The following is a 26,965-nucleotide window of genomic DNA, read 5'->3' as shown; positions in this document are numbered from 1 at the left end:
ACGACGCCGAACTTCAAGTCATCGCCAGCGTTCGAGCACCGGCGGCAGCGGGCGACCGTTGATCCTCACCGTGCCGCGCACCACGTCAACCTGCAGTTCCCGGGTGTCCAGCGGCAGCCCCAGCCCCAGGGCGATCACCGGCGGCAGGTGCTGCCACAGGAAGTCGCCGTCGACCCGCTCACGCCAGGCCGCGCGCTCCGCCTCGGACTCCAGCGCCATCGGGTCGAGGGCATCGAGGTCGCGGGCGTCGAAGACCAGCACGCCCTCGCCGTCGAGGGACAGCCCCAGCATGGGGCTCTCGAGGTCGGCCTCGAGGATATCCAGCCGCGGGGAATCGGACAGCAGCTCGCGCAGGGCCGGCGTCAGCATCTCGCCAAGGGAATGATCATCCGCCTCGGCATGGCCGAGTAACGCCTCGCGATGCAGCAGGGCCGACAGCTCGCGTAGCGCATCGGCATCCAGGCGCGACAGCTCGCCCGCCAGCTCGCCGGTCAGCAGCACCTCGTCGCCGGACAACACCTCGCCGACGTCGAGCCGGGCCTTCAGACGCAGCTCCTCGGCATCCAGCACGGTCCGGGTCTTCAGACTGAGTTCGGCGGCGTCGAAGGCCAGCTCCGGGGAGCGCCAGGCCAGGTTCTGGAGACGCCAGTGGTCGCCCTGATTGAAATGGAAGCCGTCCTGGGTATAGGCGAAGCGGCTCTCCAGCACCAGCGGGCCGGCACTCAGGCGGGTCTCGCCGTCGTCGAGGCGCAGCTCGGCGAGCCGCGCGCGCAGCCGCCAGTCGCCGACGTCGCCGTGGATCGCGACCCGGCCGCCCTGCAGGGTCAGGGTGCGCGCCTGCTGCTGAAAGACCAGGGGGGCGAGTTCCAGGGTGGCATCGAGGGTCGAGGAATAGGGGCGGAAATGGGCGTCCCAGCGGGGCGGCGCGGCGCCCACCGCCCGTTGGGCGGGCTCGATCTCCGGCGCGTGGGGGCGCAAGGTGCCGTCCAGCCGGGTCTCCAGCACGCCATGACGGGCGCGGTAGACCACGTCGAGATGCCAGGCGTTGCCGAACAGCGGTGCCAGATGGATCACGCCGTGGGAGGTCAGCCAGCCGCGTTCCACGTCGCTGCGCCGCACGCTCAGCTCGCCGCCCTGGCGAAGCTCGGCCACGAGCCGGGTGAGCTCGCGCTCGAACAGCAGGCCGGCGAGGGTCTGGGCCACCGCCCAGGCCAGAGCCAGCACCGCCAGCACCGGCACGATCAGGCGCTCCTTGCGCATCGCTCACTCCTTGTCGACGTGACGCCCTGCCCCGGGCCGAGGCGTCGACCTCAGTGGAGCCAGAACCACAGGTGCATGGTACACCAGGCGTAGGCGCTGGCCAGGACGTCATCGATCATGATGCCGAAGCCGCCGGCCACGCGGCGGTCGGCCCAGCGGATCGGCCAGGGCTTGAAGACGTCGAACACCCGGAAGACCACGAAGCCCCACAGGGCCGCCTCCCAGGAGAAGGGCACCGCCATCATGGTCAGCCAGTAGCCGACGAACTCGTCCCAGACGATGCCCGAGTGGTCGTGGACGCCGAGGTCGCGGGAGGTCTTCTCGCACAGCCAGACCCCCCACACGAAGGTGATGGCCACCACGAACAGGTACCAGCCCAGCGGCAGTTCCGACATCAGCCAGTAGAAGGGGATGGCCGCCAGGGTACCGACGGTGCCCGGGGCGAAGGGGACGGCGCCGCTGCCGAAGCCGAAGGCAAGGAAGTGGACCGGCCGGTGCCAGACGCTCTGGGGGGCGCGGTTCATGGCGTGTCTCCTGAGAAGTGCTGCCAGCCCGTGGCGCCGTCATCGGCGACGCCGGCGACCCCCGGGGTGTCGGTGACGCGGCCGATCGCGGTCAGCGCCAGCCCCTCGGCGGCCAGCCGCGCCCGGGCCGGCGCGAGGTGCGCCTCGGGCAGCGTCACCAGCAGTTCGTAGTCGTCGCCGCCGCGCAGGGCCGCGTCCATGACATCGTCGTCGCCGAGTGCCGCCACGAGCCCCTCGGCCAGCGGCAGTGCCTCGGGCGTCAGGGCGGCGCCCACGCCGGACGCCACGCAGAGATGACCGAGGTCGGCCAGCAGGCCGTCCGAGACGTCGATCGCCGCGGAGGCCAACTCGCGCAGCGCCAGGCCGGCGGCGAGACGCGGCTCGGGGCGAAGGTAGCGACGCAGCAGGGCATCGTCGGGATCGCGCTCGCCGGCCTGCCAACGGGCCAGGCCGCCGGCACCGCCGCCCAGCGCGCCGGTCACCGCGATCACCTCGCCAGGGCGCGCACCGGAGCGGGTCAGGGCCTCGCCCTCGGGCACCTCGCCCATCACCGTCACGCCCACCGCCAGCTCACCGCGGGTGACGTCGCCGCCGGCCAGCGCCACGCCGCAGGCGTCGCACAGGGCATGAAAGCCGGCCGCAAACGCCGCGACCCAGGCGTCATCGGCCTCGGGCAGGGTCAGCGACATCAGGCACCAGCGCGCCTCGGCGCCCATGGCGGCCAGGTCGCTGAGGCTGACCGCCAGCGCCCGGTGGCCGATGGTGGAAGCCGGGGCATCGGCGGGAAAGTGCACGTCGGCCACCGAAGTGTCGACGCTCACCGCCAGCCGCGTGCCGGGCGTGGGCGCGAGCAGCGCGCAGTCGTCGCCGACACCGAGGCTCACCCCCGCGGCATCGGCCGCGGGGTCAGGAGCGAGATGACGGGCGATCAGCTCGAATTCGCTGGACATCGGTTCGAAGCCTTCAGCGACGACGCGCGGAGACCTCGGCGCCGCGCAGCTTGGCGGCGAGCTTGTCGAGGATGCCGTTGACGTACTTGTGCCCCTCGGTGGCGCCGAAGGACTTGGCCAGCTCGACGCCCTCGTTGATCACCGCGCGGTACGGCACCTCGGGACGCTTGGCGAGTTCGTAGGCCCCCAGGCGCAGGATCGCCAGTTCGATCAGATCGAGATCCTCGAGGCGACGGTCGAGCAGCGGCGCGATGGTGGCGTCAAGTTCGCGGCGGTGGCGCGCCACCTCGTGCAGCAGCTGGTGGAACAGCGCCAGGTCGGCGATGCCCATCACCTTGTGCCAGTTCTCGTGATCCTCCAGATCCTCGTCGGCGATCTGGCTGCGGAACTCGGCCTCGACGGCGGCGATCGGCTTCTCGGTCAGCTGCCACTGGTAGAGCCCCTGGACGGCCAGTTCACGGGCCGCATGACGGGCCAGCTGTGCCTTGGACGGTTCGCGACGCTGTTCGCTCATCGGGCGTTCTCCCCGTCGCCGAAGCGGCGCAGCAGCGAGACCATTTCCATGGCCGCCATGGCCGCCTCGGTGCCCTTGTTGCCGGCCTTGGTGCCGGCACGCTCGATGGCCTGCTCGATGGAGTTGACGGTCAGCACGCCGTTGGCCACCGGGGTGTCGAACTCCAGCTGCAGACGGTTCATGGCCGAGTTGCATTCGCCGGCCACGTGCTCGAAGTGCGGCGTGCCGCCGCGGATCACCGCGCCCAGGGCGATGACCGCATCGGGGCGGACCACCTGCAGCGCCCGCTTGATGGCCAGCGGCAGTTCCCAGGCCCCCGGGGTGTGCACGATGTCGATGTTCTCCTCATCGACGCCGTGACGCGTCAGGCTGTCCACGGCGCCCTCGACCAGGCTGTCCACCACATGATGATTGAAGCGGCCCACCACGATCACGTAGCGGCCATCGACGTTGACGAAGCTGCCTTCGACTTGGGAAATCGGTTGCATGGTCTCTTTCCTGCTGAACCCGATGAAAACGGAATCGCCGGGGCGCGCGACGGTCGGCGCCCCGGCGAGATGTCGGATGAAGGCGTCAGGCGCCGTCGTCACCCTCGGCGGCCGGCGTCTGGCCGGGCTCGACGCGTTCGATCACTTCCAGGTCGAAGCCTGAGAGCGCCGAGAACTTCCACGGCGAGCTGAGCAGGCGCATGCGGCCCACACCCAGCTCGCGCAGGATCTGCGACCCGGTACCGATGGTGAGGTAGTTGCCGGCGCCATCGGAATCGGTGGTGCGCGGCGCCCGGCGACGCTCCAGGAAGACCTCGAGCAGGTCGTGAAGATCCTGCTGCGGGCGACCGTCGTCGAGCAGCACGAACACCCCGTGCTCGGCGCTAGCAACCTCGGCGATCGCCTCGTGGGCGGTCCAGCTGTCGTGCTCGCCCTTCTGCAGCAGCAGCAGGTCGCGCATCACGTTGGACAGATGCACGCGCACCGTGGTCAGGTCCTCGGGATGCGGGCGCCCCTTGACCAGCGCCAGGTGATGGGCGCCCTGGATGCGATCGCGAAACACGTGCAGGGTCAGCTCGCCGTGGGGCGTCTGCACCGGCATCGACTCCAGCGACTCGACGGTCTGCTCGTTGTGGATGCGATAGTGAATCAGGTCGGCGATGGTGCCCATCTTCAGGCCGTGCTCGCGAGCGAAGGCCTCGAGCTCGGGGCGGCGCGCCATGCTGCCGTCCTCGTTCATCACCTCGCAGATCACGCCGCTGGGGTCCAGGCCGGCCAGGGCCGACAGGTCGCAGGCGGCCTCGGTGTGGCCGGCGCGGCGCAGCACGCCGCCGGGCTCGGCCATCAGCGGGAAGATGTGGCCGGGCTGGACGATGTCGGTCGGCTCGGCATCGCGGGCCACCGCCGCCTGGACGGTGCGCGCGCGATCGGCGGCGGAGATTCCGGTGCTGACGCCCTCGGCGGCCTCGATGGAGAGCGTGAACTTGGTGCCGAAGCCGGAGCCGTTGTCGCGCACCATCAGCGGCAGCTGCAGGCGCTCGCAGCGCTCGCGGGTCATCGGCAGGCAGATCAGGCCGCGGGCGTGACGCGCCATGAAGTTGATGTGCTCGGCCTCCACCTTCTCGGCGGCCATGATGATATCGCCCTCGTTCTCGCGATCCTCATCGTCCATCAGGATCACCATCCGCCCCTGGCGGATGTCCTCGATCAGTTCGGCGATGGGGGCCAGGCCCCCGGAGGAGGAGTGCTCCATGGAATCTCCATTGACTCTGCTGCGGTCGTCGCGACGCGACGACACCGAAGTCGCCGTCGGGCGTCGTCCGCTCGAAACCGCGTCAGGGTACCGTGGCGTGACCGCCGGCGCTAGTAGTGGCTCGCCCGACGGCGCCCATCGGGCGGCCGGGCGACGCCCTCGGAACGGCGCGGCGAGGAGGCGCGTCCTGCCGTCAGGCGGGGCGCGCGGTGATGCGCCAGTCGCGGCCCACGGCGCGGATGTCGAGGATCTCCAGCGGCTTCCGCTCGGCCATGGTCTCGAGGCCCGGCAGCGCGAACAGCGGCCGTGCCTCACCGCCGAGCAGGGTCGGGGCGACGAACAGCTGCATCTCGTCGACCAGCCCGGCATCGAGCATGGCGCCGGCCAGGGTCGCGCCGGTCTCGAGCAGCGCCTCGTTGACCGCCTCGCGCTCGGCGAGATGCCCCAGCAGCGCCGCCAGGTCGACGCGCCCGTCCTTCCCCGCGGGCAGCGCCAGCACCTCGGCGCCGGCGGCCTCGAGCCGAGCACGGCGCTCGGCGTCGTGGCCGTCGACGGTGGCCACCAGGGTGCGGCCCGGCTCGCGCAGGCAGGCCGCCGCTTCGGGCAGGCGCAGGCGGGAGTCGACCACCACGCGCAGCGGCTGGCGGGCGGCGATCGCCTCGGCGTCGGGCAGCTCGAGCTGCTCGGCGCGCAGGGTCAGCCGGGAATTGTCGAAGATCACCGACTCGACGCCGGTGATCACCGCGCTGGAGCGGGCCCGCAGCCGCTGCACCTGGCAGCGCGCCCGGGGCCCGGTGATCCACTGGGACTCGCCGGAGCGCATGGCGGTGCGACCGTCGAGGCTCATCGCCATCTTCAGCCGCACGAAGGGCCGCCCCTCGGCCATGCGCGAGACGAAGCCGGGGTTCAGCGCGCGGGCCTGGGCCTCGAGCAGGCCGACCTCGACCTCGATGCCGGCCGCGCGCAGCCGGGCGATGCCGTTGCCGGCCACCAGCGGGTTGGGATCGCGCATGGCCACCACCACCTTGGCCACGCCGGCCTCGACCAGCGCCTCGGCGCAGGGGCCGGTGCGGCCGTGGTGAGAGCAGGGCTCCAGGGTGACGTAGGCGGTGGCGCCGCGGGCGGCCTCGCCGGCGTCACGCAGGGCGTGAACCTCGGCGTGGGGCTCGCCGGCGCGCTGGTGCCAGCCCTCGCCGACCCGGCGGCCGTCGCTGACCAGCACGCAGCCCACCCGCGGGTTGGGGTCGGTGGTATAGAGGCCGCGCCGGGCCAGCACCAGGGCTCGGGCCATCCAGCTTTCGGGGGAACGGACCACGGCGCTCATGATTCACCGGACCCATCGGGCTGGAAGCTCGGCTCCTGGGCCAGGCGGTCGATCTCGGCGCGGAACTCGTCGATGTCCTGGAAGCGGCGATAGACCGAGGCGAAGCGGATGTAGGCCACCTGATCGAGGCGCTTCAGGGCGTGCATGACCTCCTCGCCGACGTCCCGGGCGTGGATCTCGCGCTCGCCGCGGGCGCGCAGGGTCTGGCGGATGCGCTCCACCGCGGCCTCGATCGACTCGGCGCTCACCGGGCGCTTCTCCAGGGCGCGCAGCATGCCGGCGCGCAGCTTGGCCTCGTCGAACAGCTCCCGGGACCCGTCGCCCTTGATCACCCGCGGCATCACCAGTTCGGCGGTCTCGTAGGTGGTGAAGCGCTCGCCGCAGGCCGCGCACTGGCGCCGCCGCCGCACCTGATCGCCGTCGACGACCAGTCGGGAATCGGTCACGCGGGTGTCGGAGGCGCCGCAGAAGGGACAGTGCATAAGCAGGGTTCCGGGTCGAGGACGATTGTCGCCACATTGTAACGGTTTTGGCCCCGAAGCCCCAGCGAACCCCAGGAGCGCATCGCTGTCTGGAGAGGGTCACCCGTTCAAGGAGGATCGCCATGCGCGCCCTGCCCCGCCGCCTGCTGCCGGCCGCCCTGCTGCTGCCCCTCGTCGCGTCCGCCGACGAACTCCCCGCCCCGCTCCAGGCCCTCGAGGCCGAGGGCCTCACGATACACGGCCGCTTCGAGGCGCCCGACGGGCTGACCGGCTACGCCGCCAGCGCCGGGGGCCAGCCGATGACGATCTTCGTCACCGAAGGCGGCCAGCATGCGGTGATCGGCAACCTGATCGACGCCGAGGGCGAGAACCTCTCCCGGGCGCCGCTGGACCGCCTGGTGCGCGCGCCAAAGGACGCCGAGACCTGGGGCGAGCTCGAGCAGAGCGCCTGGATCGCCGACGGCCGCGACGACGCCGAGCGCATCGTCTACGTGTTCACCGACCCCAACTGCCCCTACTGCCGCCGGTTCTGGCAGGCCGCCCGCCCCTGGGTGGAGGCCGGCAAGGTCCAGCTGCGCCACGTGATGGTCGGCATCCTCGCCGCCGACAGCCCGCGCAAGGCGGTCTCGCTGCTGGCCGCCGACGATCCCGCCGCGGCGCTGGCCGACCACGAGCGCGGCGACACGGTCGAGATCCTCGACGCCCTGCCCCGCCCGCTGGAGCTGGCCCTGCAGGAGAACCACAACCTGATGGACGGCCTAGGCCTGGTCGCCACCCCGGGCATCGTCTATCGCCCGAACGACCCTCAGAGCAGCGGCCTGCTGAAGACCGCCCAGGGCATGCCCCAGGAAGACACGCTGGTCGAGATCCTCGGGCCACGGCCCTGAACGCGGCACCCTCGACGGCTATACCCGCCGGGCGATGAACCAGCCGACGACCATGGCCGCCAGCATGGCAGCCAGCGGCAGGGTGATGCCCGACACCGAGGCGAAGGCCGGCCCCGGGCAGTAGCCGGAGAGCCCCCAGCCGACGCCGAACAGCGCCGCGCCGCCGAGCAGCCGCCCGTCCAGGTCGCGCCGGGTCGGCAGCTGGAAGGCGCTGGCGAACAGCGGATGGGGGCGGCGCATGGCCAGCCGGTAGCCGACGAAGTGGGTCACCACGGCGCCGCCGAGCACAAACATCAGGGTCGGGTCCCAGTCGCCGGCGACGTCGAGGAAGCCGAGCACCCGCGCCGGGTCGGTCATGCCGGAGATCGCCAGCCCCAGCCCGAACAGCAGCCCGGCGATATAGGCCATCACGGATCTCATGCGCCACCTCCGATCACGTGCCGGACCACGAACACGGTGACGATCGCCACCGCCAGGAACACCAGGGTCGCCGCCATCGAGCGCGGCGACAGCCGGGCCAGGCCGCACACCCCGTGGCCGCTGGTGCAGCCGCTGCCGATGCCGGTGCCCACGCCCACCAAGAGGCCGGCGACCAACATGGTCGCCACCCCGCCGGCAGGAGCGCCGATCACCGCCCCGGCACGGCCCGCCACGTTGCCGAGCCCGCCGCCGGCCAGGATCACCAGCGCCGGCCCCGAGACCAGCCCCAGCAGAAAGGCCAGCCGCCAGCCGCTGTCGCCCTTGGGACGCGCGGTGATCAGGGTGCCGAGGATGCCGCTGATGCCGGCGATGCGCCCCAGCGTGATCATCAGCCAGGTCGCCGAGAGGCCGATCAGCACCCCGCCGACCAGGCCGTGAAGGCTTGCCGTCATGTCCACCGTCATGTCTCCTTTTCCGTCATCCTGCCGGGCGCCATATTGGCCGCGGCATTCTCCTGGTGCAGGGCCTGCCAGGCATCGAAGGTGCTCAGGAACACCCGGCCGCCGAGCTCATGGCAGAAGTCGGTGGCCGCCAGGCGATCCATCACCGGCCCCTTGACCTCGGCCAGGTGCAGCGCCACCCCGGCGTCCTTCAGCCGCCGGTTGATCGCCTCCAGGCTCTCCAGCGCCGAGGCGTCGATGCCATTGACCGCCTGGCAGGCCAGCACGATGTGCTCGAGGCCCGGCTGGCGGGCCGCCAGCGCCATCACCGTGTCCTCCAGATAGCGGGCGTTGGCGAAGTAGAGGCTCTCGTCGACCCGCAGGATGGCGAGGCGCTCGTCGGTCTCCACCTCATCGTAGCGCTGCACGTTGCGGAAGTGTTCGCTGCCGGGCACCCGCCCCACCACGGCGCTGTGCGGCCGGCTGGTGCGGTAGAGATGCAGCCCCAGCGACAGCGCCACGCCGGCCAGGATGCCGCTCTCCACGCCGTGCACCAGGGTCAGCGTCAGGGTCGCCAGCATGGCCACGCCATCGGCCCGGGAGTAGGCCCAGGTGCGGCGGATGGCGGGCAGATCGATCAGGGTGCCCACGGCGACGATGATGGTGGCGGCCAGCGTGGCCTTCGGCAGGAAGGCCAGCGGCGCGGTCAGGGTCAGGGTCGCCACGGCGATGCCCAGCGCCGTAAAGGCGCCGGCCAGCGGCGTGGCGGCTCCGGCCTCGAAGTTGACCACCGAGCGCGAGAAGCCGCCGGAGACCGGCGAGCCGCCGCTGGCCCCGGCGCCGAGGTTGGCCAGGCCGAGGGCGATCAGCTCCTGATTCGGATCGATGCGCTGGCGGCGCTTGGCGGCCAGGGTCTGGGCCACCGATACCGACTCCACGAAGCCCACCAGGCTGATCAGCAGCGCCGGAGCGAGCAGGCTCGACCACAGCCCCGGCTCGAGGCTCGGCAGCGCCAGCGACGGCAGCCCGCCCGGCACCTCGCCGACCAGCGCCACGCCGCGCTCGCCGAGCCCCAGCGCCCAGGCCAGCAGAGTGGTAACGATCACCGCCGAGACCGGCGCGGCCTTGGCCACGAGGTCGGCGACCGTGGCCGACAGCCCCAGGCGTCGCAGCCCGCCCTTGAGATAGCGCCGACACAGCACCAGGAAACCCCAGACGCCGAGGCCGAGCACCAGCGTGATCGGATTGACCTCGCCCAGCGCGGCGACCAGCGCCATGACCATCTCGACCAGGGTGTGACCCGAGGCCTCGACGCCGAGCAGATGACGCAGCTGACTGGCGGCGATCAGGATCCCCGAGGCGGTGACGAAGCCCGAGATCACCGGATGGCTCAGGAAGTTGGCGAGAAAGCCCAGCCGCAGCAGCCCCATGGCCACCAGCATCGCCCCGGAGAGCGCCGCCAGCACCAGGGCACCGCCCACGTACTCGGCGCTGCCCGGCGGGGCGATGGCGGACAGCGCCGAGGCGGTCATCAGCGAGGCCACCGCCACCGGCCCCACCGCCAGGGTGGCGCTGGTGCCGAAGATCGCGTAGAGGACCAGCGGCAGCATGCTGGCATAGAGCCCCACCTCCGGCGGCAGGCCGGCCAGCAGCGCATAGGCCAGGGCCTGGGGCACCAGCATCAGGGTGACGATCACCGCCGCCAGCAGGTCCCGGGCCAGGGTGTCGCGCCGGTAGCCGTGCAGCCAGCCGATCAGCGGAATCCAGCGTGAGGGCGTCATCGTGGTCTCGCGCTCATGACAGGGTCTCCCGATATCAGAAACGGTTGAGCGGCACCTTGAGGTAGACCTGGCCGTTGTCCTCGGCCGGCGGCATCTCGCCGGCGCGCATGTTGACCTGCACCGAGGGGATGATCAGCCGCGGCATGCCCAGGGTGGCGTCGCGCTCGGTGCGCAGGGTCACGAAGTCATCCTCGCCGACGCCCTCGTGGACGTGGATGTTATGCGCGCGCTGCTCGGCCACGCTGGTCTCGTGCCGGAACGCCTCGCGATCCGGCGCCTTGTAGTCGTGGCACAGGAACAGCCGCGTCTCGGCAGGCAGCGCCAGCACCTTCTGGATGGAGCGATAGAGGGTGCGGGCATCGCCGCCGGGGAAGTCGCAGCGCGCGGTGCCGTAGTCGGGCATGAACAGGGTGTCGCCGACGAAGGCCGCGTCGCCGATCACGTAGGTCAGGCAGGCCGGCGTGTGGCCCGGGGTGTGCAGCACCCGGCCCTCGAGGCCGCCGATGGCGAAGGTGTCGCCCTCCTCGAACAGGCGGTCGAACTGGCTGCCGTCGCGGGCGAACTCGGTGCCGGCGTTGAAGGCCTTGCCGAAGATCTCCTGCACCTCGACGATGCGCGCGCCGATGCCGGTGCGGCCGCCGAGCTTCTGGTGCAGGTAGGGCGCCGCCGAGAGGTGGTCGGCGTGGACGTGGGTCTCGAGCACCCACTCGACGCTGAGCCCCTCGCGCGCGATGAAGGCGATGATGGCATCGGCCGAACGCACGTCGGTGTGGCCGGCGGCGTAGTCGAAGTCGAGCACCGAATCGAGGATGGCGCAGGACGTGGAGTCCGGGTCGCGGACCACGTAGCTGAAGGTGTTGGTGGGCTCGTCGAAGAAGGCCGTGACGATGGGCTGCTGGGACATGGGGTGCCTCCGTGTGCAGCAGAGGGTGAAGAGCGACGGACGCGGCGCGTCCCGATGGCGGTTGGCGATAGCCGCAGCATAACAAGATATTTTGTTCTAACGTTAGACTTATTTTTTATATATAGCGCGCCGGCAGATAGCACTGCGCCATAGGCCAGACGCAGCACCTGTGCGCCATGAAGGCAAGATGGGAGCCTGGCTGGAAAAGTCGGAGAGCAATCAGAGTTCGATGCGCTGGCGGTAGGTCGCGATCTCGGCCTCGATGCCGGCTTCGGCCAGCGCCGCCTGCAGCGCCCGCTGGGCCCCGGGCTCGCCGTGCACCAGGAAGAACCGGGGGCGATCGTGGAAGGCGCCCGCCCAGCCGATCAGCTCCTGCTGGCCGGCATGGGCCGAGAAGCCGCCCAGGGTGTGTACCCGGGCCTTGACCGCCAGATCCTCGCCCAGCACCCGCACCCGCTCGGCCCCCTCGACCAGCTGGCGCCCCAGCGTGCCCTCGGCCTGGAAGCCGACGATCACCAGGTGAGTGCTTTCACGTTCCAGGTTGTAGCGCAGGTGATGGACGATGCGCCCACCGGTACACATGCCCGAGCCGGCGATGATGATGGCCCCGCCGTGGATGCGGTTGATGGCCATCGACTCCTCCACGTCGCGGGTCAGGCGCAGGTTCGGCAGGTACTGATCGGGGTCGCCGTGGGCGGCGACGTTGAGCACCTTCAGGTCCTCGGGGTCGAGCGCCTTGCGCTTGCGCCCATAGAGCTCGGTGACGCGGATCGCCATGGGGCTGTCGAGGAACACCAGCTGCTGGGGCAGGCGCCCCTTGTGGTAGAGCACGCTCAGGTGGTAGAGGATCTCCTGGGTGCGCCCCACCGCGAAGGCCGGGATCAGCACGTTGCCGCCGTCGACGTGGGCCTCCTCGAGCACCCGGCGGAATTCCTCGAGGGTGTCGTCGAGGGGGCGATGATCGCGATCGCCGTAGGTGCTCTCCATCAGCACCACATCGGCGTCATGGACCTTCTCCGGGTCCTTCATCAGCACCGAGTCGGGGTTGCCCAGGTCGCCGGAGAACACCAGCCGCCGCCGCTGGCCACCGGAGGGGATCGACAGCTCGACCACCGCCGAGCCGAGGATGTGGCCGGCATCGCGGAACACCAGGGTGACGCCGCCGGGCAACGCCACCGGCTGGCCGTAACGATGCGGCTCACACTGGGCCAGGGTGCGGGCCACGTCGTCCTCGTCGTAGAGCGGCTCGATGGCGGACTTGCCGGCCCGCGCCCGCCAGCGGTTCTCCCACTCCACGTCCCTGGCCATCACGAAGGCGGCGTCGACCAGCATGATCTCGAGCAGCTCGGCGGTATCCGCGGTGCAGTGGATCGGCCCGCGATAGCCCTCGCGGACCAGCTTCGGCAGCAGCCCGGCATGGTCGAGATGGCCGTGGGAGATCACCACCGACTCGAGCTCCTCGGCCAGACGTCCGAAGGGCACGGCATTGGCGCCTTCGGCCTCGCGTCCCCCCTGGTGCAGGCCGCATTCCAGCAGCAGCCGGTGAGGGCGGGGCTCGCCGTCCACCTCGAGCAGATAGCGAGAGCCGGTGACCTCGCCCACCGCCCCCAGAAAGGTCAAGCTCGACATGACCACCTCCCCTGCGCGCCCTGGGACTCTTCTTCGAGCATAACCAAGCCGCGCATCCCGCGCCTTGGCTCAAGTCATCGTCGGCGCGGCCGATACCCTCGACAAGCATCGCATCCGCCACCATCGCATCGAGAAAAGGAACCGCCGGTGTTCGCATCACGCCGACTCGCCCGAAGCTGCCTGGTCCTGGCGCTGGCCGCCCTGCAGACGGGCTGCTTCTATCGCCACATGGCACAGGCCCCCGTGGCCACGACCTATCCCTACAGCGAGCAGCAGCGCATGCAGGCCGCCCATCACTGGGAGATACTGGCCCGCCACGAGGCCGACCGCATGCTCGACAGCGAACGCCTGCGCTTCCGGCCGCTCTATCTGGCACCAGCCTCGGCGCCGGAGAACGGCGAATTCGCCCGGGGATACCGCGCCCTGCTGACCAGCGAACTGGTCAGCGGCGGCGCCCCGGTGACACTCGACCCGCTGAGCGCTCTAGAGGTGCGCTTCGACGTCGAGGTCGTTCATCACCGGGATCGTGGCTTCGTGCGGCCGACGGAAGGCGCCTTCACCGCGCTGGCCGCCGGCGTGGCCGTGGCCACGGTGCCCTTCAACCACTGGGCCGAACCCGCGCTGGGACTCATTCCCGCCGCGATGGGAGCCGATGTGGTCAGCGGCAGCTGGACCCACACCGGCGACGAGGAGGTGATCATCACCACCCAGGTGCTGGACGGCACCGAGGTTCTGTACTCCTCCTCCAACCTCTACTACATCAATCGCGGCGATCGGGGTCAGTACGCCCCTGACCGGGCGGTTAGACAAGCACCGCCGCCCCCGCCCAGCGTCTCGGTCTCTTCACAATGGTAAGCCTCACCATGCTGTCTTCTCTGCGCTCCTGCCGGCGCCTGCTGCCGACCATCGCCCTGAGCCTGACGCTCAGCGCCTGCGCCAACCTGCCCGGCATGGGCAATGACGATCCTCCCCCGCCGCCAACACTGAACGAGGTCATCGAGGAAGCCGCGGCCGAGATGGTCGAGGCCAACCCCGGCCTTGAACGCTACGATCCCATCATCGCCGCCTCCTTCGCCGATATCGACGATCTCAGCCGTTCCTCCACCCTGGGACGCATGGCTACCGAGATCGCCGCGTCCGCGCTGACCCAGGCCGGCCTGGACGTTCGCGAGGTCAGAATGCGCGGCAGCCTGTTCATCCAGGAACAGACCGGCGAGCTGATGCTGTCGCGCCAGGCGCAACGGCTGACCGCCAACCACGGCGCCCGCGCCATCCTGGTGGGCACCTACGCCCAGAGCGAGCAGAACCTGTACATGAGCATGCGGCTGATCCGCAGCAGCGACGCCATGGTGCTGAGCGCGGCCAGCATGCGGCTGCCGATGAACAACGACCTGCGCGGCATGCTGGGCTGGTAAGCAGGAAAGAAAGTGCCGGACGCCGTAAAGGCGACGTCAGCGCGCCTGGATGACCACCTCGACCCGGCGGTTGCGGGCGCGGCCCTCGGCGGTGTCGTTGCCGGCCAGCGGCCGGGTGTCGGCCAGCCCCACGGCGCGCAGCCGCGCGGGGTCGACGCCGTCCTCGATCAGCGCCTCGACGATGGCAATGGCCCGGGCGCTGGACAGCGACCAGTTGGAAGGGAAGCGCGGCGTCTGGATCGGCCGGCTGTCGGTATGCCCCTGCACCTCGACCTCGCCGGGCTGGCTGTCCACCACCTCGCGCAGCCGTTCGGCGATCAGCGCACGCCCCTCGTCGGTGAGATCGGCCTGGGCGGAGGGGAACAGCAGCCGATCCTCGACCCGCAGGCGCACCCCCTCCGGCACCCGGGACACCTCGACGCCATCGAGGTCCGGCAGATAGGGCGCGGCGGCCACCGCCTCGGCGACCTCGCGGGCGGCGAGGGTCAGCGTCTCGGCGGCCTCCGGGGCCGGCGCCACGCCGGCGGGCAGCCGGTCGGTGAGGATCACCATGTAGTCGGCCAGCGGCGCCTCACGGTCGAGGCCCTCGGGCAGTGCCAGCATCGGCAGCCGCGGCATCGGCTCGGGCTCGGCGTCGGCTGATGCCTGACGCGCCAGCAGCGCGGGCGGTGCCGGCAGCGCGGCGCGGGATGGCAGGCCGGCCACGCCCAGCGCCGCCGAGATCACCGACGGTGCGAGGCCCGGTCGCCTCGCTGGCGCCGTCGGTTCGGCCAACGCCTGGCTCAGCGCCGCCGGCAGCGGCACGCCGAGACGACGCGACGCCCCGTCGGCCCCGGCCACCTCGGCGATCACCGTCTCGTCCGCGTCCGGCGCGGCGTCGTCGGTGCGATGCGTCAGCGCGATCATCAGCACGAACAGCGCGACCAGCAGGGTCATCACGTCGATATAGCTGACCATCCAGCCGTGACCGCTCTCGTCGTGGTGATGATCCGGCAGGAGGGACTCGTGGCGGGACAGGCCGCGGGGATGCTGCATGGCTCGACTCGGCAATGGTATGGCGGAGCGCCAAGCCTAACGCCCGCCCACCCCGGCCGAAGCGTCGAACAGGCGGGATTCGCGACCGCCTATTGGGCCTGAAACGCCAGACGGCGAAGCCACAGACGCAAGGCGCCCCGCCCCGGAGAACCGGGACGGGGCGCACGCTTGCGCGTCAGACCTGGGTCAGGCGCTTAGCGATAGACCGGCAGACGGCCGCAGACGGCCTCGACCTTGCCCTTGACCTCGGCCTCGATGGCGGAGGTGTCCTCGCCCTTGGCCAGCACGTCGAGGATGTCGCAGATCCAGCCGGCCAGCTCGCCGCACTCGGACTCGCCGAAGCCGCGGGTGGTCACCGCCGGGGTACCGATGCGCAGACCGGAGGTCACGAACGGGCTCTGCGGGTCGTTCGGCACGGCGTTCTTGTTGACGGTGATGTGGGCGCGGCCCAGGGCAGCGTCCGCGTCCTTGCCGGTCACGCCCTGCTTGACCAGGGACAGCAGGAAGAGGTGGTCCTCGGTGCCGCCGGAGACGATGTCGAAGCCGCGCTCGATGAACACGCCGGCCATGGCCTTGGCGTTCTTCAGCACCTGCTCCTGGTAGGTCTTGAACTCGGGCGCCATGGCTTCCTTGAAGCAGATCGCCTTGGCGGCGATGACGTGCTCCAGCGGACCGCCCTGGATGCCCGGGAAGACCGCGGCCTGCAGCTTCTTCTCGACCGCCTCGTCGTTGGCGCTGGAGAGGATCAGGCCGCCGCGCGGGCCGCGCAGGGTCTTGTGAGTGGTGGTGGTGACCACGTGGGCGTGGGGCAGCGGGCTCGGGTAGACCCCGGCGGCCACCAGGCCGGCGATGTGGGCCATGTCGACCAGCAGGTAGGCGCCCACTTCGTCGGCGATCTCGCGGAACTTGGCCCAGTCGATGATCTGTGAGTAGGCGGAGAAGCCGGCGATGATCATCTTCGGCTGGTGCTCGCGCGCCAGCTGGGCGACCTGGTCATAGTCGATGCGGCCGTTCTCGTCGATGCCGTACTGCACGGCGTTGTAGTGCTTGCCGGAGAAGTTCGGCTTGGCGCCGTGGGTCAGGTGACCGCCGGCGTCCAGGCTCATGCCCAGCACGGTGTCGCCCGGGGTGACCAGCGCCTGGAAGACGGCGCCGTTGGCCTGGGAGCCGGAGTGCGGCTGGACGTTGGCGTAGGTGGCGCCGAACAGTTCCTTGGCGTAATCAATGGCCAGCTGCTCGACCACGTCGACGTACTCGCAGCCGCCGTAGTAGCGCTTGCCGGGATAGCCTTCCGCGTACTTATTGGTCAGCTGGCTGCCCTGGGCCTCCATGACGCGGGGGCTGGCATAGTTCTCGGAAGCGATCAGCTCGATGTGCGCTTCCTGACGCGTGCTTTCCTTCTGCATCGCATCGAACAGGGCATCATCGAAACCGGCAATCTGCATGTCACGGCTGAACATCGGCGGGAAACCTCGCATCAACGGGGAAATCGAAGGCCGCAATCATACCCCAGCGTATGGCGGCTTTCACATGAAACCCCGTCATGCGGCGCCCCATGATTTCTCATGTGCGCTTCAGTAATTCTGAAGGCTCCCGCGCCGCGCGGCTCAGCGCGTCTCCACGGCCATCGAGAGCTTGCTCGGCAGGCCCAGCGGGTCGGCGGCGAGCACGTCCGCGTCGCTCTCCGGCGGCAGGGTCAACGCCACCGTCACCTCGCTGGCCCGGCCAGCCATCATGTCCACCAGGCCGTCCAGCAGCTGGCCGAATTCGGGCCCGAGCATGGTGCCGAAGCCCCTGGCCTGGGTGCGCGCCTGATCGAGGAACTCGGCCTCGCTCACGCCGCGGCTGGCGGCCATCACCGCCGGCACGCGCCCGAACAGCCCCAGGTCGCCGAGGGTGGTCTCGATGCGCCCGCCGAGCAGGGTCACCCCGCTCAGGTCGGTCATCTCGGCCAGATAGGCGGCCGGCTCCACGCCTTCGGGAAGGCGCACCGGCAGCTCGCTGTCGAACGCCCAGCGGAAGGCGTCGGCGGCGGTGATCGTGCCGTCGCCGGAGAGCAGGCTCTTCTGGCCCAGCGCCTCCCAGCGGCCGTCGAACTCGGCGTCCAGCCGCAGCTGCCCGCTGCCGCCGGTGAGCACGTTGCTGGCCAGACGCAGCCGGGTGCGCTCCTCGGCCGGGGCCAGCTCGATCATCCGCGCCAGGTCCAGCTCGAGGGCCTCGAGCCGGGCACGGCCCTCGCCGTCGTGCATGTCGCCGTCGACGCTCAAGCGTGCCAGATCGGCCACCAGATGATCGGCGACGATCGACATGTCGTTCAGCTCGAAGCGATCCAGGGTCGCCGCCTCGGGATCGCCCGGTGGGTGGCTCAGGCCCTCGAGGCTCAGCGAGGCCAGGGTGAGGTCTCCCGCCCCCAGATCCTCCAGCCCCTCGGCGTGGCCCTCGATGCCGCTCATCTCCAGGCGGCCGACGCCGGTCGCCGTGAGCCCCTCGGCCTCGAGCCGCTGCGCCGTCAGCCAGCCGCTCGTCGACACCTGCGGGCTCAGGGTCTTCTTGCCGTCGGCGGAGGTGATCAGCCCCGACTCGAGCGCCAGGCGCAGCCCTTCGGCGCTCAGAGCGTCGGCCTCGAAGGCCGCATCGCCCAGCCGGCCCTCGTGCCAGGGCAGCGGCCCGCCGGGGCCGTCGAGGCGCAGCCGGTCGGCGGTCAGCACGCCCGCATCGCGGCCAGTGCGCTCGAGCCGCAGGCCCTCCATCACGATCGCCTCGGGGTCCTCGTAGTCGCCCTCGACCACGTAGCGGGCCACGTCCAGTCGCGAGCCGTCGACGTCGACCAGGCTCAGGTCCTCGGCGCGGGTCTCGCCGCCGAGCAGGCTGTCGGAGACCTCGCCGATCGAGAACTCGCCGGCGGCGGCAAAGCGCTCGCGCAGGTCGGCCTCGAGGCGCTCGGCATCGGCCTGGGCCAGGCCGCAGGGCAGCACGGCGAGAAACGCGGCGAGCACGGCGCCTCGTGACGGAGCCTGACGTATCAGGGACTTGCGCATCAGGACGTTACGCATCAAGGACTTGCGCATGGGGGTTCACCTCCCTGGTGATCGCGCCTGGGGGGCGTCAGCGCGGTTCGGCGAGACGCGCCTCGAGCAGGCGGTTGACGTGGTCCAGCACCGCCAGCCGGGCGCGGCGCTTGTCATTGGCGTCGATCAGGGCCCAGCCCCCGTCGACGTCATGAGTATGCACAAAGATGTCGTCGATCGCCCGCCGGTAGTCGTCCCAGCGCTCGCGATTGCGCCAGTCCTCCTCGGTCAGCTTGTGGCGCTTGTGGGGCGTCTCGGCGCGCGCACGGAAGCGGCGCAGCTGCTCGTCCTTGTCGACCGCCAGGAACAGCTTGCCGAGTACCGCGCCATGGGCCAGCAGCTGGCGCTCGAAGCGGCGGATCTCGTCATAGCCGCGGCGCCAGGCGGCCGGCTCGGCCAGGCCCTCGACGCGTTCCACCAGCACCCGGCCGTACCAGGAGCGATCGAAGATCGCCACCCGGCCATCCAGCGGCAACCGCTGCCAGAAGCGCCAGGCCCAGGGGTGGGCGCGCTCCTCCTCGCTGGGCGCGGCGATGCGATGGACGCGATACTGGCGAGCGTCGAGCGCCGAGGTCAGGCGATGGATGCAGCCGCCCTTGCCGGCGGCGTCCTGGCCCTCGAAGGCCAGTACCACGGGAATCCGCCGACGCTGGATCTCGCGGGCGTTGCCGGCCAATCGGGCCTGGGCCTCCTTGAGGCGTTCCCGATAGGTGGCCTTGTCCATGGCCTCGGGCGACGCGGCGTCGAGGTCCGACAGCCGCGGCGGCGCCCCGATGCCCGCCGTGGGCGTGGTGAGCGGCGACTCGACATCGGGCAGCGGGCCGGCCATGGCCGCCACCAGCCTCTGGGCCAGGGCCTTGATCGGCGTCTCCTCGGGGCCCCCGGCCAGGCGGAGCCAGGGCGCATGATCGGCCTCGGTGGCCTCGCGCATCTCGCGGCCCAGGGCATCCAGAGCGTGGTACTGGAGATGGCGCTGCCAGTCGTGATCCTTGACCTGCCAGGCCCGCTCGGGGTCGTGCCACAGCGCCTTCAGGTGGCGCCCCTGGACGTCGCGGTCGATGTCCAGCCACAGCTTGACGATCGCCACGTTCTCGGCGGCCAGCTCGGCCTCGAAGGCACGGATCTCGGCCAGGCGGTCGTGGAAGGCGCCCTCCCCCAGGCGCTGCTCGGTACGGGCGAACAGCGCATCGCCGTACCAGCCGTGGACGAACACGCCGACCCGCCCGCGGGCCGGCAGGCGACGCCAGTAGCGCCACCAGTAGGGACGCTCGCGCTCCTCGCTGCTCGGCGCCAGGGCGTGCACCTCGGTCAGGCGATTCTCGAGGCGATGGTTGAGCTCGTTGATCAGCGCCGTCTTGCCGGCGGCGGCGTGGCCGGTGACCACCAGCACCACCGAGCGCGAGGCCTGGCGGGCCAGCTCCAGCTGGGCCTCGAGCAGTGCATAGCGCAGCGATTCCTTCATTCCGTCATCCTCATGCTTCGCCCAGCAGCCCCAGACTCTCGGCGGGCGCCCGGCGCCGGATGCCCCGCGACAGCCACTGGCCGATGGCGCCGACCAGCAGCGCCCCGCCCAGCGGCAGCGCCAGCCACAGCGCCGGATGCCAGCGCGGCGTCAGGTCGAGCCAGCCGCCGTAGAGCCCGGCCGCGGCCAGCTCGGTCAGCGCCGCGGCCAGCAGGCCGCTGGCCAGCCCCAGCAGCGCGAACTCGGCGCCCTGCACCCGGCGCAGCAGCCGGTCGCCGGCGCCGAACACCCGCAGCAGCCCGGCCTCATGGGCGCGCACCGGCAGGCTGGCGGCCAGGGCGGCGTGCAGCACGCTGATCCCGGCCAGCAGCACCAGCACCAGCACCAGTTCCACGGCCCGGGTGACCTGCGACAGCACCTCGCGGACCCGCTCGAGGATCGCCTCCACGTCGAGCAGGGTGACGCCGGGGAAGTCGCGCACCAGCCGGCCCGGCAGCGCGCGCTCGTCGGGCGCCAGATGGAAGGCGGTGATATAGCTGTGGCCGAAGCGCTCCAGCACGCCCGGCGGGAAGATCACGTAGAAATTGGGCCGGAAGCTGTCCCAGTCCAGGTCGCGCAGGCTGGTGATCTCGCCGTCGATGGTGGCGCTGCCGACGGTGAAGGTCAGCACGTCGCCGAGCTCGAGCCCCAGCCGTCCGGCCAGCCCGCTCTCCAGCGAGATCGGCACCGGCGTCGCGGCCTCGCCGCCCGTCGCCGCCTCGGCGTCGAACCACTCCCCCGCCACCAGCCGGTTGCCCTCCGGCGGGTCGGCGCGCCAGGTCAGGTTGAGCTCGCGGCGCAGCGCGTTGTCGCCGCGCGCCTCCGCCGGCACCGCCTCGCGGGGCTCGGCACCGTCGATGGCGGTGAGCCGGCCGCGCACCATGGGGTAAAGATCGCTGCGCGATTCGGCGCCCTCGTTCAGGGCCGCGGCGAAGGCGTCGCGCTCGCCGGGCTGGATGTTGATGGCGAACTGGTTGGGCGTGTTCTCGGGCAGCTGCTCGCGCCAGGCGTCGAGCAGGTCGCCGCGCACCAGGGCGATCATCGCCATGGCGAACAGCGCCACCGAGAACGCCAGCAGCTGGCCGAGGCTGGCGGCGCGGCGCCGGGCCAGCTGGCGCCCGCCCAGGCGCAGCGCCTGCAGGTATCCGGCCCCGCCGCGCGCCGGCAGCCGCGAGCACAGCGCCAGCACGCCGCCGAGCAGCAGCCCACCCAGGCCCCACAGCACCGCCAGCGCCAGGCCGCCGCCGAGCAGCAAGGACAGCGACAGGATCGGATCGCCGGAGTAGAGCCACAGCAGCGCGCCGAACACCAGCGCCGCCGCCCCCACCACCCACCAGGCGGAGGCCGGCAGCGGGTCCAGCTCGCGGCGCAGCACCTTGAGCGCGCTGACCCGCCGCAGGCGCAGCAGGGTCGGCCCGGCGAAGCCGGCCAGCACCGCCAGCGCGGTCAGCACGCCGAGCGCCAGCGGCATCGGTCCCGGCGGTGGCAGCTCCACCGCCAGCAGCCGGCCGAGCAGCGCCAGCAGCAGCGCCTGGCCGGCCAGCCCCAGCAGCGCGCCCAGTGCCGAGGCCGCCAGCGCCAGCCACAGCAGCTGCAGGGCGAACAGCCGCACCAGCTCGGCCTGGCGGGCCCCGAAGCAGCGCAGCAGCGCCGCAGTGTCCAGGTGGCGTTCCACGTAGCGCCGGGTGGCCATGGCCACCGCCACGCCGGCCAGCAGCACCGCAGCGAGCCCGGCCAGGCTCAGGTAACGGTCGGCCCGGGACAGCGCGCTGCCGAGCCGCGGCCGGTCGCGGCGCACATCCTGCACCTCCACGCCCTCGGCGCGCAGGCGCTCGAGCCGAGGCGTGATCGCCTCCACCGCCTCGGGCGGGCCGGCGGCCAGCAGCTCGTACTCGATGCGCGAGCCGGGCTGGATCAGCCCGGTGGCCTCGAGATCGTCGACGTGCACCATCAGCCGCGGGTTGAAGCTGGAGAAGCCGGCCGAGGGATCGGCCTCGCGCTCGATCACCCCGCTCACCTCGAGCTCGGCCTGGCCCAGGCGCAGGGTGTCGCCGAGCTCGAGGTCGAGCAGCTGCGCCAGGCGCGGGGCGACCCAGGCGCCGCCGCGCTCGGGCCCGCGGGGCAGCGCCTCAGGGCCCGAGCCGCGGTCGACCACGGACTCGCCGTAGTGGGGGTAGGCATCGTCGACCGCCTTCACGCCCACCGGCTGGAAGGCCTCGCCGGCGCTGACCATCGACACCATGTCGACCTGATCGGAGAGCGCGAGGCCGGCGTCCTCGAAGGCGCGGCGCAGCTCGGGATCGAAGGGCCGCGACTGCTCGAGCACCACGTCGCCGCCCAGCAGCTGGCCGGCCTGGCGGGTCAGGCCGCGCTCCAGGCGGTCGAGGAAGAAGCCGATCATGGTGGCGGCGGCCACCGCCAGGGTCAGCGCCAGGAACAGCGCGCGCACGTCGCCGGCCCGCAGGTCGCGCCTGAGGCCCCTCCACGATAGTGCTACGGCGTGGCGCATCATGCCTCGGCCTCCTCGCGCGCGATCGCCTCGAGTCGCCCGTCGACGAGCCGCAGGCAGCGATCGCAGCGCCGCGCCAGGGCCAGATCGTGGGTGACCAGCACCAGGGTGGTACCGGCCTCGCGATTGAGAGCGAACAGGCTGTCGATGATGCGCTCGCCGGTGGCGGGGTCGAGGTTGCCGGTGGGCTCGTCGGCGAACACCAGCTCGGCGCCGGTGACGAAGGCGCGGGCCAGGGCCACGCGCTGCTGCTCGCCGCCGGAAAGCTGCTTGGGCAGGTGATCGAGGCGCTCGCCGAGCCCCACCCGGCCGAGCCATTCGCGGGCGCGGGCCTCGGCGTCGCCGTCCGGGGCCAGCTCCAGCGGCAGCAGCACGTTCTCCAGCGCGGTCAGCGTCGGCAGCAGCTGGAAGTTCTGGAACACGAAGCCGACCCGTCCGGCGCGAAGCCCGGCGCGGCCGTCCTCGTCAAGCTCGCCGAGGGATTCGCCGAACAGCTCGAGCTCGCCGCCGCTCGGTGCGTCGAGCCCGGCCAGCAGGCCGAGCAGGGTCGACTTGCCCGCCCCGCTCTGGCCGAGGATGGCCAGCGTCTCGCCGGGGAACACCTCGAGGGCAAGATCACTCAGAATGGTCAGCGAACGCTCGCCGCTCTCCACCCGCTTGGTCAGGTGGGCGGCGCGTAGCATAGGATGAAGGTTTGCTGGCGAGGAGTCGGACATGAGGTCGGTCATGAGAAAGCGCATCCCTGTTGGTCGAGCCCAAGGCGTCCTGACGGCGTGCCTGCTGTGGACGCTGCTGGTGCTGGTGGCCGTCCCGGCGGCGGCCGCCGAGCGCCCGCGGGTGCTGGTGATGGGCGACAGCCTGAGCGCCGCCTACGGCATCGAGCGCGAGGCCGGTTGGGTCAGTTTGCTGGCCCGGCGGCTGGAGGGAAAGGCCCGGGTGATCAACGCCAGCATCAGCGGCGAGACCAGCAGCGGCGGCGCGACGCGGCTACCGGCGCTGCTCGAGGAGCACGCCCCCGACCTGGTGGTGCTGGAACTGGGCGGCAACGACGGCCTGCGCGGCCTGCCGCCGCAGCAGATGCGCGCCAACCTGGCCGGCATGATCGAGCAGAGCCGGGCCGCCGACGCCGAGGTGCTGCTGCTCGGCATCGACATTCCGCCCAACTACGGGCCGGCCTACCGCGACGCCTTCACCGGGGTCTACGACGAGCTCGCCGACCGCTTCGAGGTGGCGCTGGTGCCCTTCCTGCTGGAGGGCGTGGCGCTGGACGACTCGCTGATGCAGGACGACGGCATCCATCCCACGGCGGCCGCCCAGCCCACGCTGCTCGACAACGTCTGGCCGGCGCTGGCGCCGCTGCTGGAAGAGGAAGGGGTGGCGCTGGCCGTACGGAGAGACTAGGCGTCGCCCGGCGCAGCCGGCGCCTTCTGCCACTGCTGCAGCACCAGTCCGCCGAGGATCAGCACCAGCCCCACCAGGGTCGAGGGCAGGATCGGCTCGCCGACGACCAGGTAGAGCAGCATCAGCGACACCGGCGGCGACAGGAAGATCAGGTTGGAGACCTTGGCGGTGCGCGACACCGTGCCCACCGCCAGCTGCCACAGCACGAAGGCGATGCCCATCTCGAACAGGCCCACGTAGACCCCGGCGGCGAGCCCGTCGAGGCCGTGCCACCGGAAACCCGGCCCGAACAGCAACAGCCCGGTCAGTACCGGCACCCCGACGCTGAAGTTCTGCCACTGGGCCACCAGCGGCGGGCGCCGGTCGCGCACGTTGAGCAGCCAGTAGAGCGCCCAGATCAGCGTCGAGACCAGCGCCAGCCCCACGCCCAGCGGGTCGGCGAAGGCCACGTCGAGCACCGCGCCACGGGTGGCGATCACCCACACCCCCGAATAGGCCACCAGCCCGGCCAGCGCGTCCACGAGCGTAAGCCGCTGGCCGAGGATCGGCACCGCCAGCAGCGCCATGGCCAGCGCCCAGGTGTAGTTCAGCGCCATCGCCTCCTGCCCCGGCAGACGGTCATAGGCGGCGAACAGCACCAGGTAATAGGCCACCGGATTCATCAGCCCCGCCCAGGCCGCGGTGCGCCAGCCGCGCTTCAGCGCCTCGCCGAGCAGGCCCCGGCGCACCACCAGCGCGCCGATCAGCGCCCAGGACACCAGCGCCGCGAGCCACATCAGCTCCAGCGGCGTCATCCGCTCGAGCGCCACCTTGAAGGCGGTGGCCACCGTGGACCAGAGCGCCACGGCGCCCAGCCCGTAGAGCATGGCGCGACGATCCGTTGTCATAAGCTCTCCCTGCTAGGTATCGAGCCGGCAGACGGCCGACTCAGCGATCGATGTGTCCCAGCTCCCGCGTCGGGTCGAGGCGGTCGCGCACGCGCTGCTTCAGCGTCTTGCTGTCGGGGAAACCGCCATCGCGCTTGCGCTCCCACAGGCTCTGCTCGTCGCAGAAGATCTCGAAGTAGCCGCCGTGGGACGGCACCAGGCTGACCTCCTCGAGGTCCTCACCGAAGGTCGAGAGCAGCTCCTGGGCGTACCAGGCACTGCGCAGCAGCCATTGGCACTGGGTACAGTAGTGAATGCGAATACGTGACACGATGCCCTTCCTGTCGCAACAATGAGCGCTTCATCCTACCAGCGAGGAGCCACCATGGCCGCCCCCGAGATCAGCCAGACCCGCCTCTACGAGCGGCTGACCGGCGACGAGGACAGCCGGATGTGCAAGGACATCCCCGACGAGGCCTGCCAGGAGCAGCCGCGCAACTTCTTCCTGCATCTGGCGGCATCGCTGGGCAACAAGCTCGCCGACGAGCTGGCCAGTGCCCGGCTGGTACTGCCCTGGCTGCTCGGCGCCATCGGCGCGCCGATCTGGATGGTCGGTCTGCTGGTGCCGATCCGCGAGGCCGGCGCCCTGCTGCCCCAGGTGTTCGTGGCCGGCGTCATCCGCGGCCGCCCCGAGCGCAAGGGCGTGTGGGTGGTCGGCGCCCTGCTCCAGGCGCTGGCCGCGGCCGCCCTGGCCCTGCTGGCGCTGTTCGGCCGGGGCGGGCTAGGCGGCGCCCTGGTGCTCGCCGTGCTGGTGGTGCTGTCACTGGCCCGCGGCCTGTCGTCGATCGCCACCAAGGACGTGCTGGGCAAGACCATCGCCAAGCAGCGCCGGGGCACCCTGATGGGCTGGAGCGGCAGCCTGGCCGGCGCCGCCACCCTGGCCGCCGGCGTGGTGCTGATGGCCTTCGGTGACCGCCCCGGCGAGCTCGCCCTGGCCGCGCTGCTGGGGGTGGCCGCCCTGGGCTGGGCCGTGAATGCGCTGTGCGCCGCGCGCATCCACGAGGTGCCCGGCGCCTCGGAAGGCGGCGACAGCATCGCTTCGACGCTGCGCGAGGGCCTGCGCCTGCTGCGCCAGGACCGTGCCTTCCGCCACTTCAACCTGTCCCGGGCGTTGCTGCTGTCGAGCGCCCTGGCACTGCCCTACGTCGCCCTGCTGGGCCAGCGCCAGAGCGGCGACGAACTCGGCGACCTGGGCGTGCTGGTGATCGTCTCCGGCCTCGCCGGCATGCTGGCCAGCCCGATCTGGGGCAAGCGCGCCGACGACTCCAGCCGCCGGGTGATGCGTCTCGCCGCCCTCGGCACCGCCGTGTGCTGCGCGGCCGGCGCGCTGCTGGCCTGGCTGCCCCAGGCCTGGACCACCAGCGTCTGGCCCTACGCCGGGCTCTACGCGCTGCTGGTGATCGTCCACGCCGGGGCCCGGCTGGGACGCAAGACCTACGTCGTCGACCTGGCCGGCGCCGAGGATCGCGCGCTCTACGTGGCACTCTCCAACACCCTGACCGGCGTACTGATGCTGATCGTCGGCGGGCTGGTCGGCGCCCTGGCCCAGTGGCTCGGCAACGGCGCCCTGCTGCTGGCGCTGGCCGCGACCGCGCTGGCCGCGGCGGCCAGCACTCAGGGCCTGCCGGAGGTCGAATGAGGGTAGCCGGCGTTGAAATCCGGCCGGCGGCTGGCCATGATACTTCGCAACGGGACCGCGCACGCGGCGCGGTCCATCACGATCTCGCGACAGGAATGCCTCGATGAAACGCCCCGCCATGATCAGCCCCGACCTGCTCGAACGCATGGTCGATGCCTCCGAGGACGGCATCGTCGTCGCCGAACAGGAAGGCGACGAGAACATCCTGATCTACGTCAACCAGGGCTTCGAGCGCCTGACCGGCTACAGCGCCGACGAGATCCTCTACCGCGACTGCCGCTTCCTGCAGAACGACGATCGCGATCAGCCGGGGCTGGTGGAGATCCGTCAGGCGCTCGCCGAGGGCCGCCCCTGCCGCGAGGTGCTGCGCAACTACAAGAAGGACGGCACCCTGTTCTACAACGAGCTGTCGATCACCCCGGTGTTCGACGAGCAGGACAACCTCACCTACTTCATCGGCGTGCAGAAGGACGTCACCGCCCGCGTCGAGGCCCAGCACGAGCTGGCGCGTCTCAAGGCCGAACACGGCCTGTCCTGAACCGCCGAACGCTCTCTCGGTTCCCCTTCCCGCCCCGCGCGACACGCCATGTCGCGCGGGGGACTTGCATCGCCTCCC

At 71.4% G+C, this 26,965-nt stretch carries 27 protein-coding genes; 6 read left to right on the top strand and 21 right to left on the bottom strand.

Annotated elements, in window-relative coordinates; translation table 11 throughout:
• Window positions 1-18: 18 nt before the first annotated feature.
• The 8 genes from UN84_RS02770 to nrdR all read right to left on the bottom strand — a co-directional run bounded on the left by UN84_RS02770 (window position 19) and on the right by nrdR (window position 6,794).
• The gene (locus tag UN84_RS02770) at window positions 19-1,260 is read right to left on the bottom strand and encodes a DUF945 family protein (protein WP_046079217.1); all 1,242 of its coding nucleotides are present in this window, start codon (window positions 1,258-1,260) and stop codon (window positions 19-21) included.
• A 50-nt stretch (window positions 1,261-1,310) separates the two neighbouring features.
• Entirely contained in the window at window positions 1,311-1,784 is a 474-nt protein-coding gene (locus tag UN84_RS02765; RefSeq protein ID WP_035597758.1) for a phosphatidylglycerophosphatase A family protein, read from the bottom strand.
• Window positions 1,781-2,734 carry a thiamine-phosphate kinase gene (thiL, locus tag UN84_RS02760; RefSeq protein WP_146907890.1) on the bottom strand — a complete coding sequence of 318 codons (954 nt, stop codon included), beginning with the start codon at window positions 2,732-2,734 and terminating at the stop codon, window positions 1,781-1,783. Before thiL ends, UN84_RS02765 begins: the two co-directional genes overlap by 4 nt.
• Before the next feature lie 13 nt (window positions 2,735-2,747).
• The gene (nusB, locus tag UN84_RS02755) at window positions 2,748-3,248 is read right to left on the bottom strand and encodes a transcription antitermination factor NusB (protein ID WP_046079220.1); all 501 of its coding nucleotides are present in this window, start codon (window positions 3,246-3,248) and stop codon (window positions 2,748-2,750) included.
• The gene (gene ribH / locus UN84_RS02750) at window positions 3,245-3,736 is read right to left on the bottom strand and encodes a 6,7-dimethyl-8-ribityllumazine synthase (protein ID WP_046079221.1); all 492 of its coding nucleotides are present in this window, start codon (window positions 3,734-3,736) and stop codon (window positions 3,245-3,247) included. Before ribH ends, nusB begins: the two co-directional genes overlap by 4 nt.
• Window positions 3,737-3,821: 85 nt before the next feature.
• Window positions 3,822-4,988 carry a bifunctional 3,4-dihydroxy-2-butanone-4-phosphate synthase/GTP cyclohydrolase II gene (gene ribBA, locus UN84_RS02745; RefSeq protein WP_035597745.1) on the bottom strand — a complete coding sequence of 389 codons (1,167 nt, stop codon included), beginning with the start codon at window positions 4,986-4,988 and terminating at the stop codon, window positions 3,822-3,824.
• Window positions 4,989-5,181: 193 nt separating this feature from the next.
• Window positions 5,182-6,312 carry a bifunctional diaminohydroxyphosphoribosylaminopyrimidine deaminase/5-amino-6-(5-phosphoribosylamino)uracil reductase RibD gene (ribD, locus tag UN84_RS02740; RefSeq protein WP_052719353.1) on the bottom strand — a complete coding sequence of 377 codons (1,131 nt, stop codon included), beginning with the start codon at window positions 6,310-6,312 and terminating at the stop codon, window positions 5,182-5,184.
• On the bottom strand, window positions 6,309-6,794 hold the full coding sequence (gene nrdR, locus UN84_RS02735; RefSeq protein WP_016856619.1) for a transcriptional regulator NrdR: 486 nt from the start codon (window positions 6,792-6,794) through the stop codon (window positions 6,309-6,311). The genes ribD and nrdR overlap by 4 nt, the downstream gene beginning before the upstream one ends.
• Before the next feature lie 122 nt (window positions 6,795-6,916).
• Between nrdR and dsbG the strand changes: the two genes are divergently transcribed.
• Window positions 6,917-7,681: a thiol:disulfide interchange protein DsbG gene (gene dsbG / locus UN84_RS02730; protein WP_046079222.1), complete on the top strand. Its 765-nt coding sequence runs from the start codon at window positions 6,917-6,919 to the stop codon at window positions 7,679-7,681.
• A gap of 18 nt (window positions 7,682-7,699) precedes the next feature.
• Here the strand turns inward: dsbG and UN84_RS02725 are convergent, their stop codons facing one another.
• From UN84_RS02725 to UN84_RS02705, 5 genes are all read right to left on the bottom strand, one after another.
• On the bottom strand, window positions 7,700-8,101 hold the full coding sequence (locus tag UN84_RS02725; RefSeq protein ID WP_046079223.1) for a DUF6691 family protein: 402 nt from the start codon (window positions 8,099-8,101) through the stop codon (window positions 7,700-7,702).
• Window positions 8,098-8,559: a YeeE/YedE family protein gene (locus UN84_RS02720; protein WP_046079224.1), complete on the bottom strand. Its 462-nt coding sequence runs from the start codon at window positions 8,557-8,559 to the stop codon at window positions 8,098-8,100. Before UN84_RS02720 ends, UN84_RS02725 begins: the two co-directional genes overlap by 4 nt.
• 2 nt (window positions 8,560-8,561) lie before the next feature.
• On the bottom strand, window positions 8,562-10,322 hold the full coding sequence (locus UN84_RS02715; RefSeq protein ID WP_046079225.1) for a SulP family inorganic anion transporter: 1,761 nt from the start codon (window positions 10,320-10,322) through the stop codon (window positions 8,562-8,564).
• A gap of 34 nt (window positions 10,323-10,356) precedes the next feature.
• Window positions 10,357-11,226, bottom strand: coding sequence for an MBL fold metallo-hydrolase (locus UN84_RS02710; RefSeq protein WP_046079226.1), 870 nt, complete (start codon window positions 11,224-11,226; stop codon window positions 10,357-10,359).
• A gap of 219 nt (window positions 11,227-11,445) precedes the next feature.
• Window positions 11,446-12,855: an MBL fold metallo-hydrolase RNA specificity domain-containing protein gene (locus tag UN84_RS02705; RefSeq protein ID WP_046079227.1), complete on the bottom strand. Its 1,410-nt coding sequence runs from the start codon at window positions 12,853-12,855 to the stop codon at window positions 11,446-11,448.
• A gap of 147 nt (window positions 12,856-13,002) precedes the next feature.
• Between UN84_RS02705 and UN84_RS02700 the strand changes: the two genes are divergently transcribed.
• Together UN84_RS02700 and UN84_RS02695 are read left to right on the top strand one after the other, a co-directional pair.
• Entirely contained in the window at window positions 13,003-13,710 is a 708-nt protein-coding gene (locus tag UN84_RS02700; protein WP_237022351.1) for a hypothetical protein, read from the top strand.
• Between the two features lie 8 nt (window positions 13,711-13,718).
• Window positions 13,719-14,270: a FlgO family outer membrane protein gene (locus tag UN84_RS02695; RefSeq protein WP_046079228.1), complete on the top strand. Its 552-nt coding sequence runs from the start codon at window positions 13,719-13,721 to the stop codon at window positions 14,268-14,270.
• A 36-nt stretch (window positions 14,271-14,306) separates the two neighbouring features.
• On the opposite strand, the gene UN84_RS02690 is transcribed toward UN84_RS02695, so the two are convergent.
• The 6 genes from UN84_RS02690 to UN84_RS02665 all read right to left on the bottom strand — a co-directional run bounded on the left by UN84_RS02690 (window position 14,307) and on the right by UN84_RS02665 (window position 23,099).
• Window positions 14,307-15,305 (bottom strand): OmpA/MotB family protein, encoded by a 999-nt coding sequence (locus UN84_RS02690; protein WP_173834949.1) that lies wholly within the window; start codon window positions 15,303-15,305, stop codon window positions 14,307-14,309.
• A 194-nt stretch (window positions 15,306-15,499) separates the two neighbouring features.
• Window positions 15,500-16,765: a serine hydroxymethyltransferase gene (glyA, locus tag UN84_RS02685; RefSeq protein WP_046079231.1), complete on the bottom strand. Its 1,266-nt coding sequence runs from the start codon at window positions 16,763-16,765 to the stop codon at window positions 15,500-15,502.
• 147 nt (window positions 16,766-16,912) lie between these two features.
• Entirely contained in the window at window positions 16,913-18,373 is a 1,461-nt protein-coding gene (locus UN84_RS02680) for a hypothetical protein (RefSeq protein ID WP_052719354.1), read from the bottom strand.
• A gap of 37 nt (window positions 18,374-18,410) precedes the next feature.
• Window positions 18,411-19,835 carry a hypothetical protein gene (locus tag UN84_RS02675; RefSeq protein ID WP_046079232.1) on the bottom strand — a complete coding sequence of 475 codons (1,425 nt, stop codon included), beginning with the start codon at window positions 19,833-19,835 and terminating at the stop codon, window positions 18,411-18,413.
• A gap of 10 nt (window positions 19,836-19,845) precedes the next feature.
• Window positions 19,846-22,383: an FtsX-like permease family protein gene (locus tag UN84_RS02670; RefSeq protein WP_173835037.1), complete on the bottom strand. Its 2,538-nt coding sequence runs from the start codon at window positions 22,381-22,383 to the stop codon at window positions 19,846-19,848.
• Window positions 22,383-23,099: an ABC transporter ATP-binding protein gene (locus tag UN84_RS02665; RefSeq protein ID WP_046080394.1), complete on the bottom strand. Its 717-nt coding sequence runs from the start codon at window positions 23,097-23,099 to the stop codon at window positions 22,383-22,385. Before UN84_RS02665 ends, UN84_RS02670 begins: the two co-directional genes overlap by 1 nt.
• Window positions 23,100-23,109: 10 nt before the next feature.
• On the opposite strand from UN84_RS02665, the gene UN84_RS02660 reads away from it, so the two are divergent.
• Window positions 23,110-23,784 (top strand): arylesterase, encoded by a 675-nt coding sequence (locus tag UN84_RS02660; RefSeq protein WP_046079233.1) that lies wholly within the window; start codon window positions 23,110-23,112, stop codon window positions 23,782-23,784.
• On the opposite strand, the gene UN84_RS02655 is transcribed toward UN84_RS02660, so the two are convergent.
• Together UN84_RS02655 and UN84_RS02650 are read right to left on the bottom strand one after the other, a co-directional pair.
• A complete protein-coding gene (locus UN84_RS02655) occupies window positions 23,781-24,671 on the bottom strand; it encodes a DMT family transporter (RefSeq protein ID WP_046079234.1) in 891 nt (296 codons plus the stop codon). The genes UN84_RS02660 and UN84_RS02655 overlap by 4 nt on opposite strands.
• 40 nt (window positions 24,672-24,711) lie before the next feature.
• The gene (locus UN84_RS02650; protein WP_035598998.1) at window positions 24,712-24,981 is read right to left on the bottom strand and encodes a SelT/SelW/SelH family protein; all 270 of its coding nucleotides are present in this window, start codon (window positions 24,979-24,981) and stop codon (window positions 24,712-24,714) included.
• Window positions 24,982-25,035: 54 nt separating this feature from the next.
• Here UN84_RS02650 and UN84_RS02645 point away from each other — a divergent pair, with 54 nt between their 5' ends.
• Both UN84_RS02645 and UN84_RS02640 read left to right on the top strand, forming a co-directional pair.
• The gene (locus UN84_RS02645; RefSeq protein ID WP_046079235.1) at window positions 25,036-26,349 is read left to right on the top strand and encodes an MFS transporter; all 1,314 of its coding nucleotides are present in this window, start codon (window positions 25,036-25,038) and stop codon (window positions 26,347-26,349) included.
• A gap of 103 nt (window positions 26,350-26,452) precedes the next feature.
• Window positions 26,453-26,887, top strand: a complete 435-nt coding sequence (locus UN84_RS02640; protein WP_046079236.1) for a PAS sensor domain-containing protein — start codon at window positions 26,453-26,455, stop codon at window positions 26,885-26,887.
• The last annotated feature ends 78 nt before the right edge of the window (window positions 26,888-26,965 follow it).

Source organism: Halomonas sp. HG01, from assembly GCF_000968715.2.
Classification (GTDB): Bacteria; Pseudomonadota; Gammaproteobacteria; order Pseudomonadales; family Halomonadaceae; genus Halomonas; species Halomonas halophila.
The sequence above is the reverse complement of the archived record's forward strand: the minus strand, read 5'-3'. Positions and strand labels throughout refer to the sequence as shown.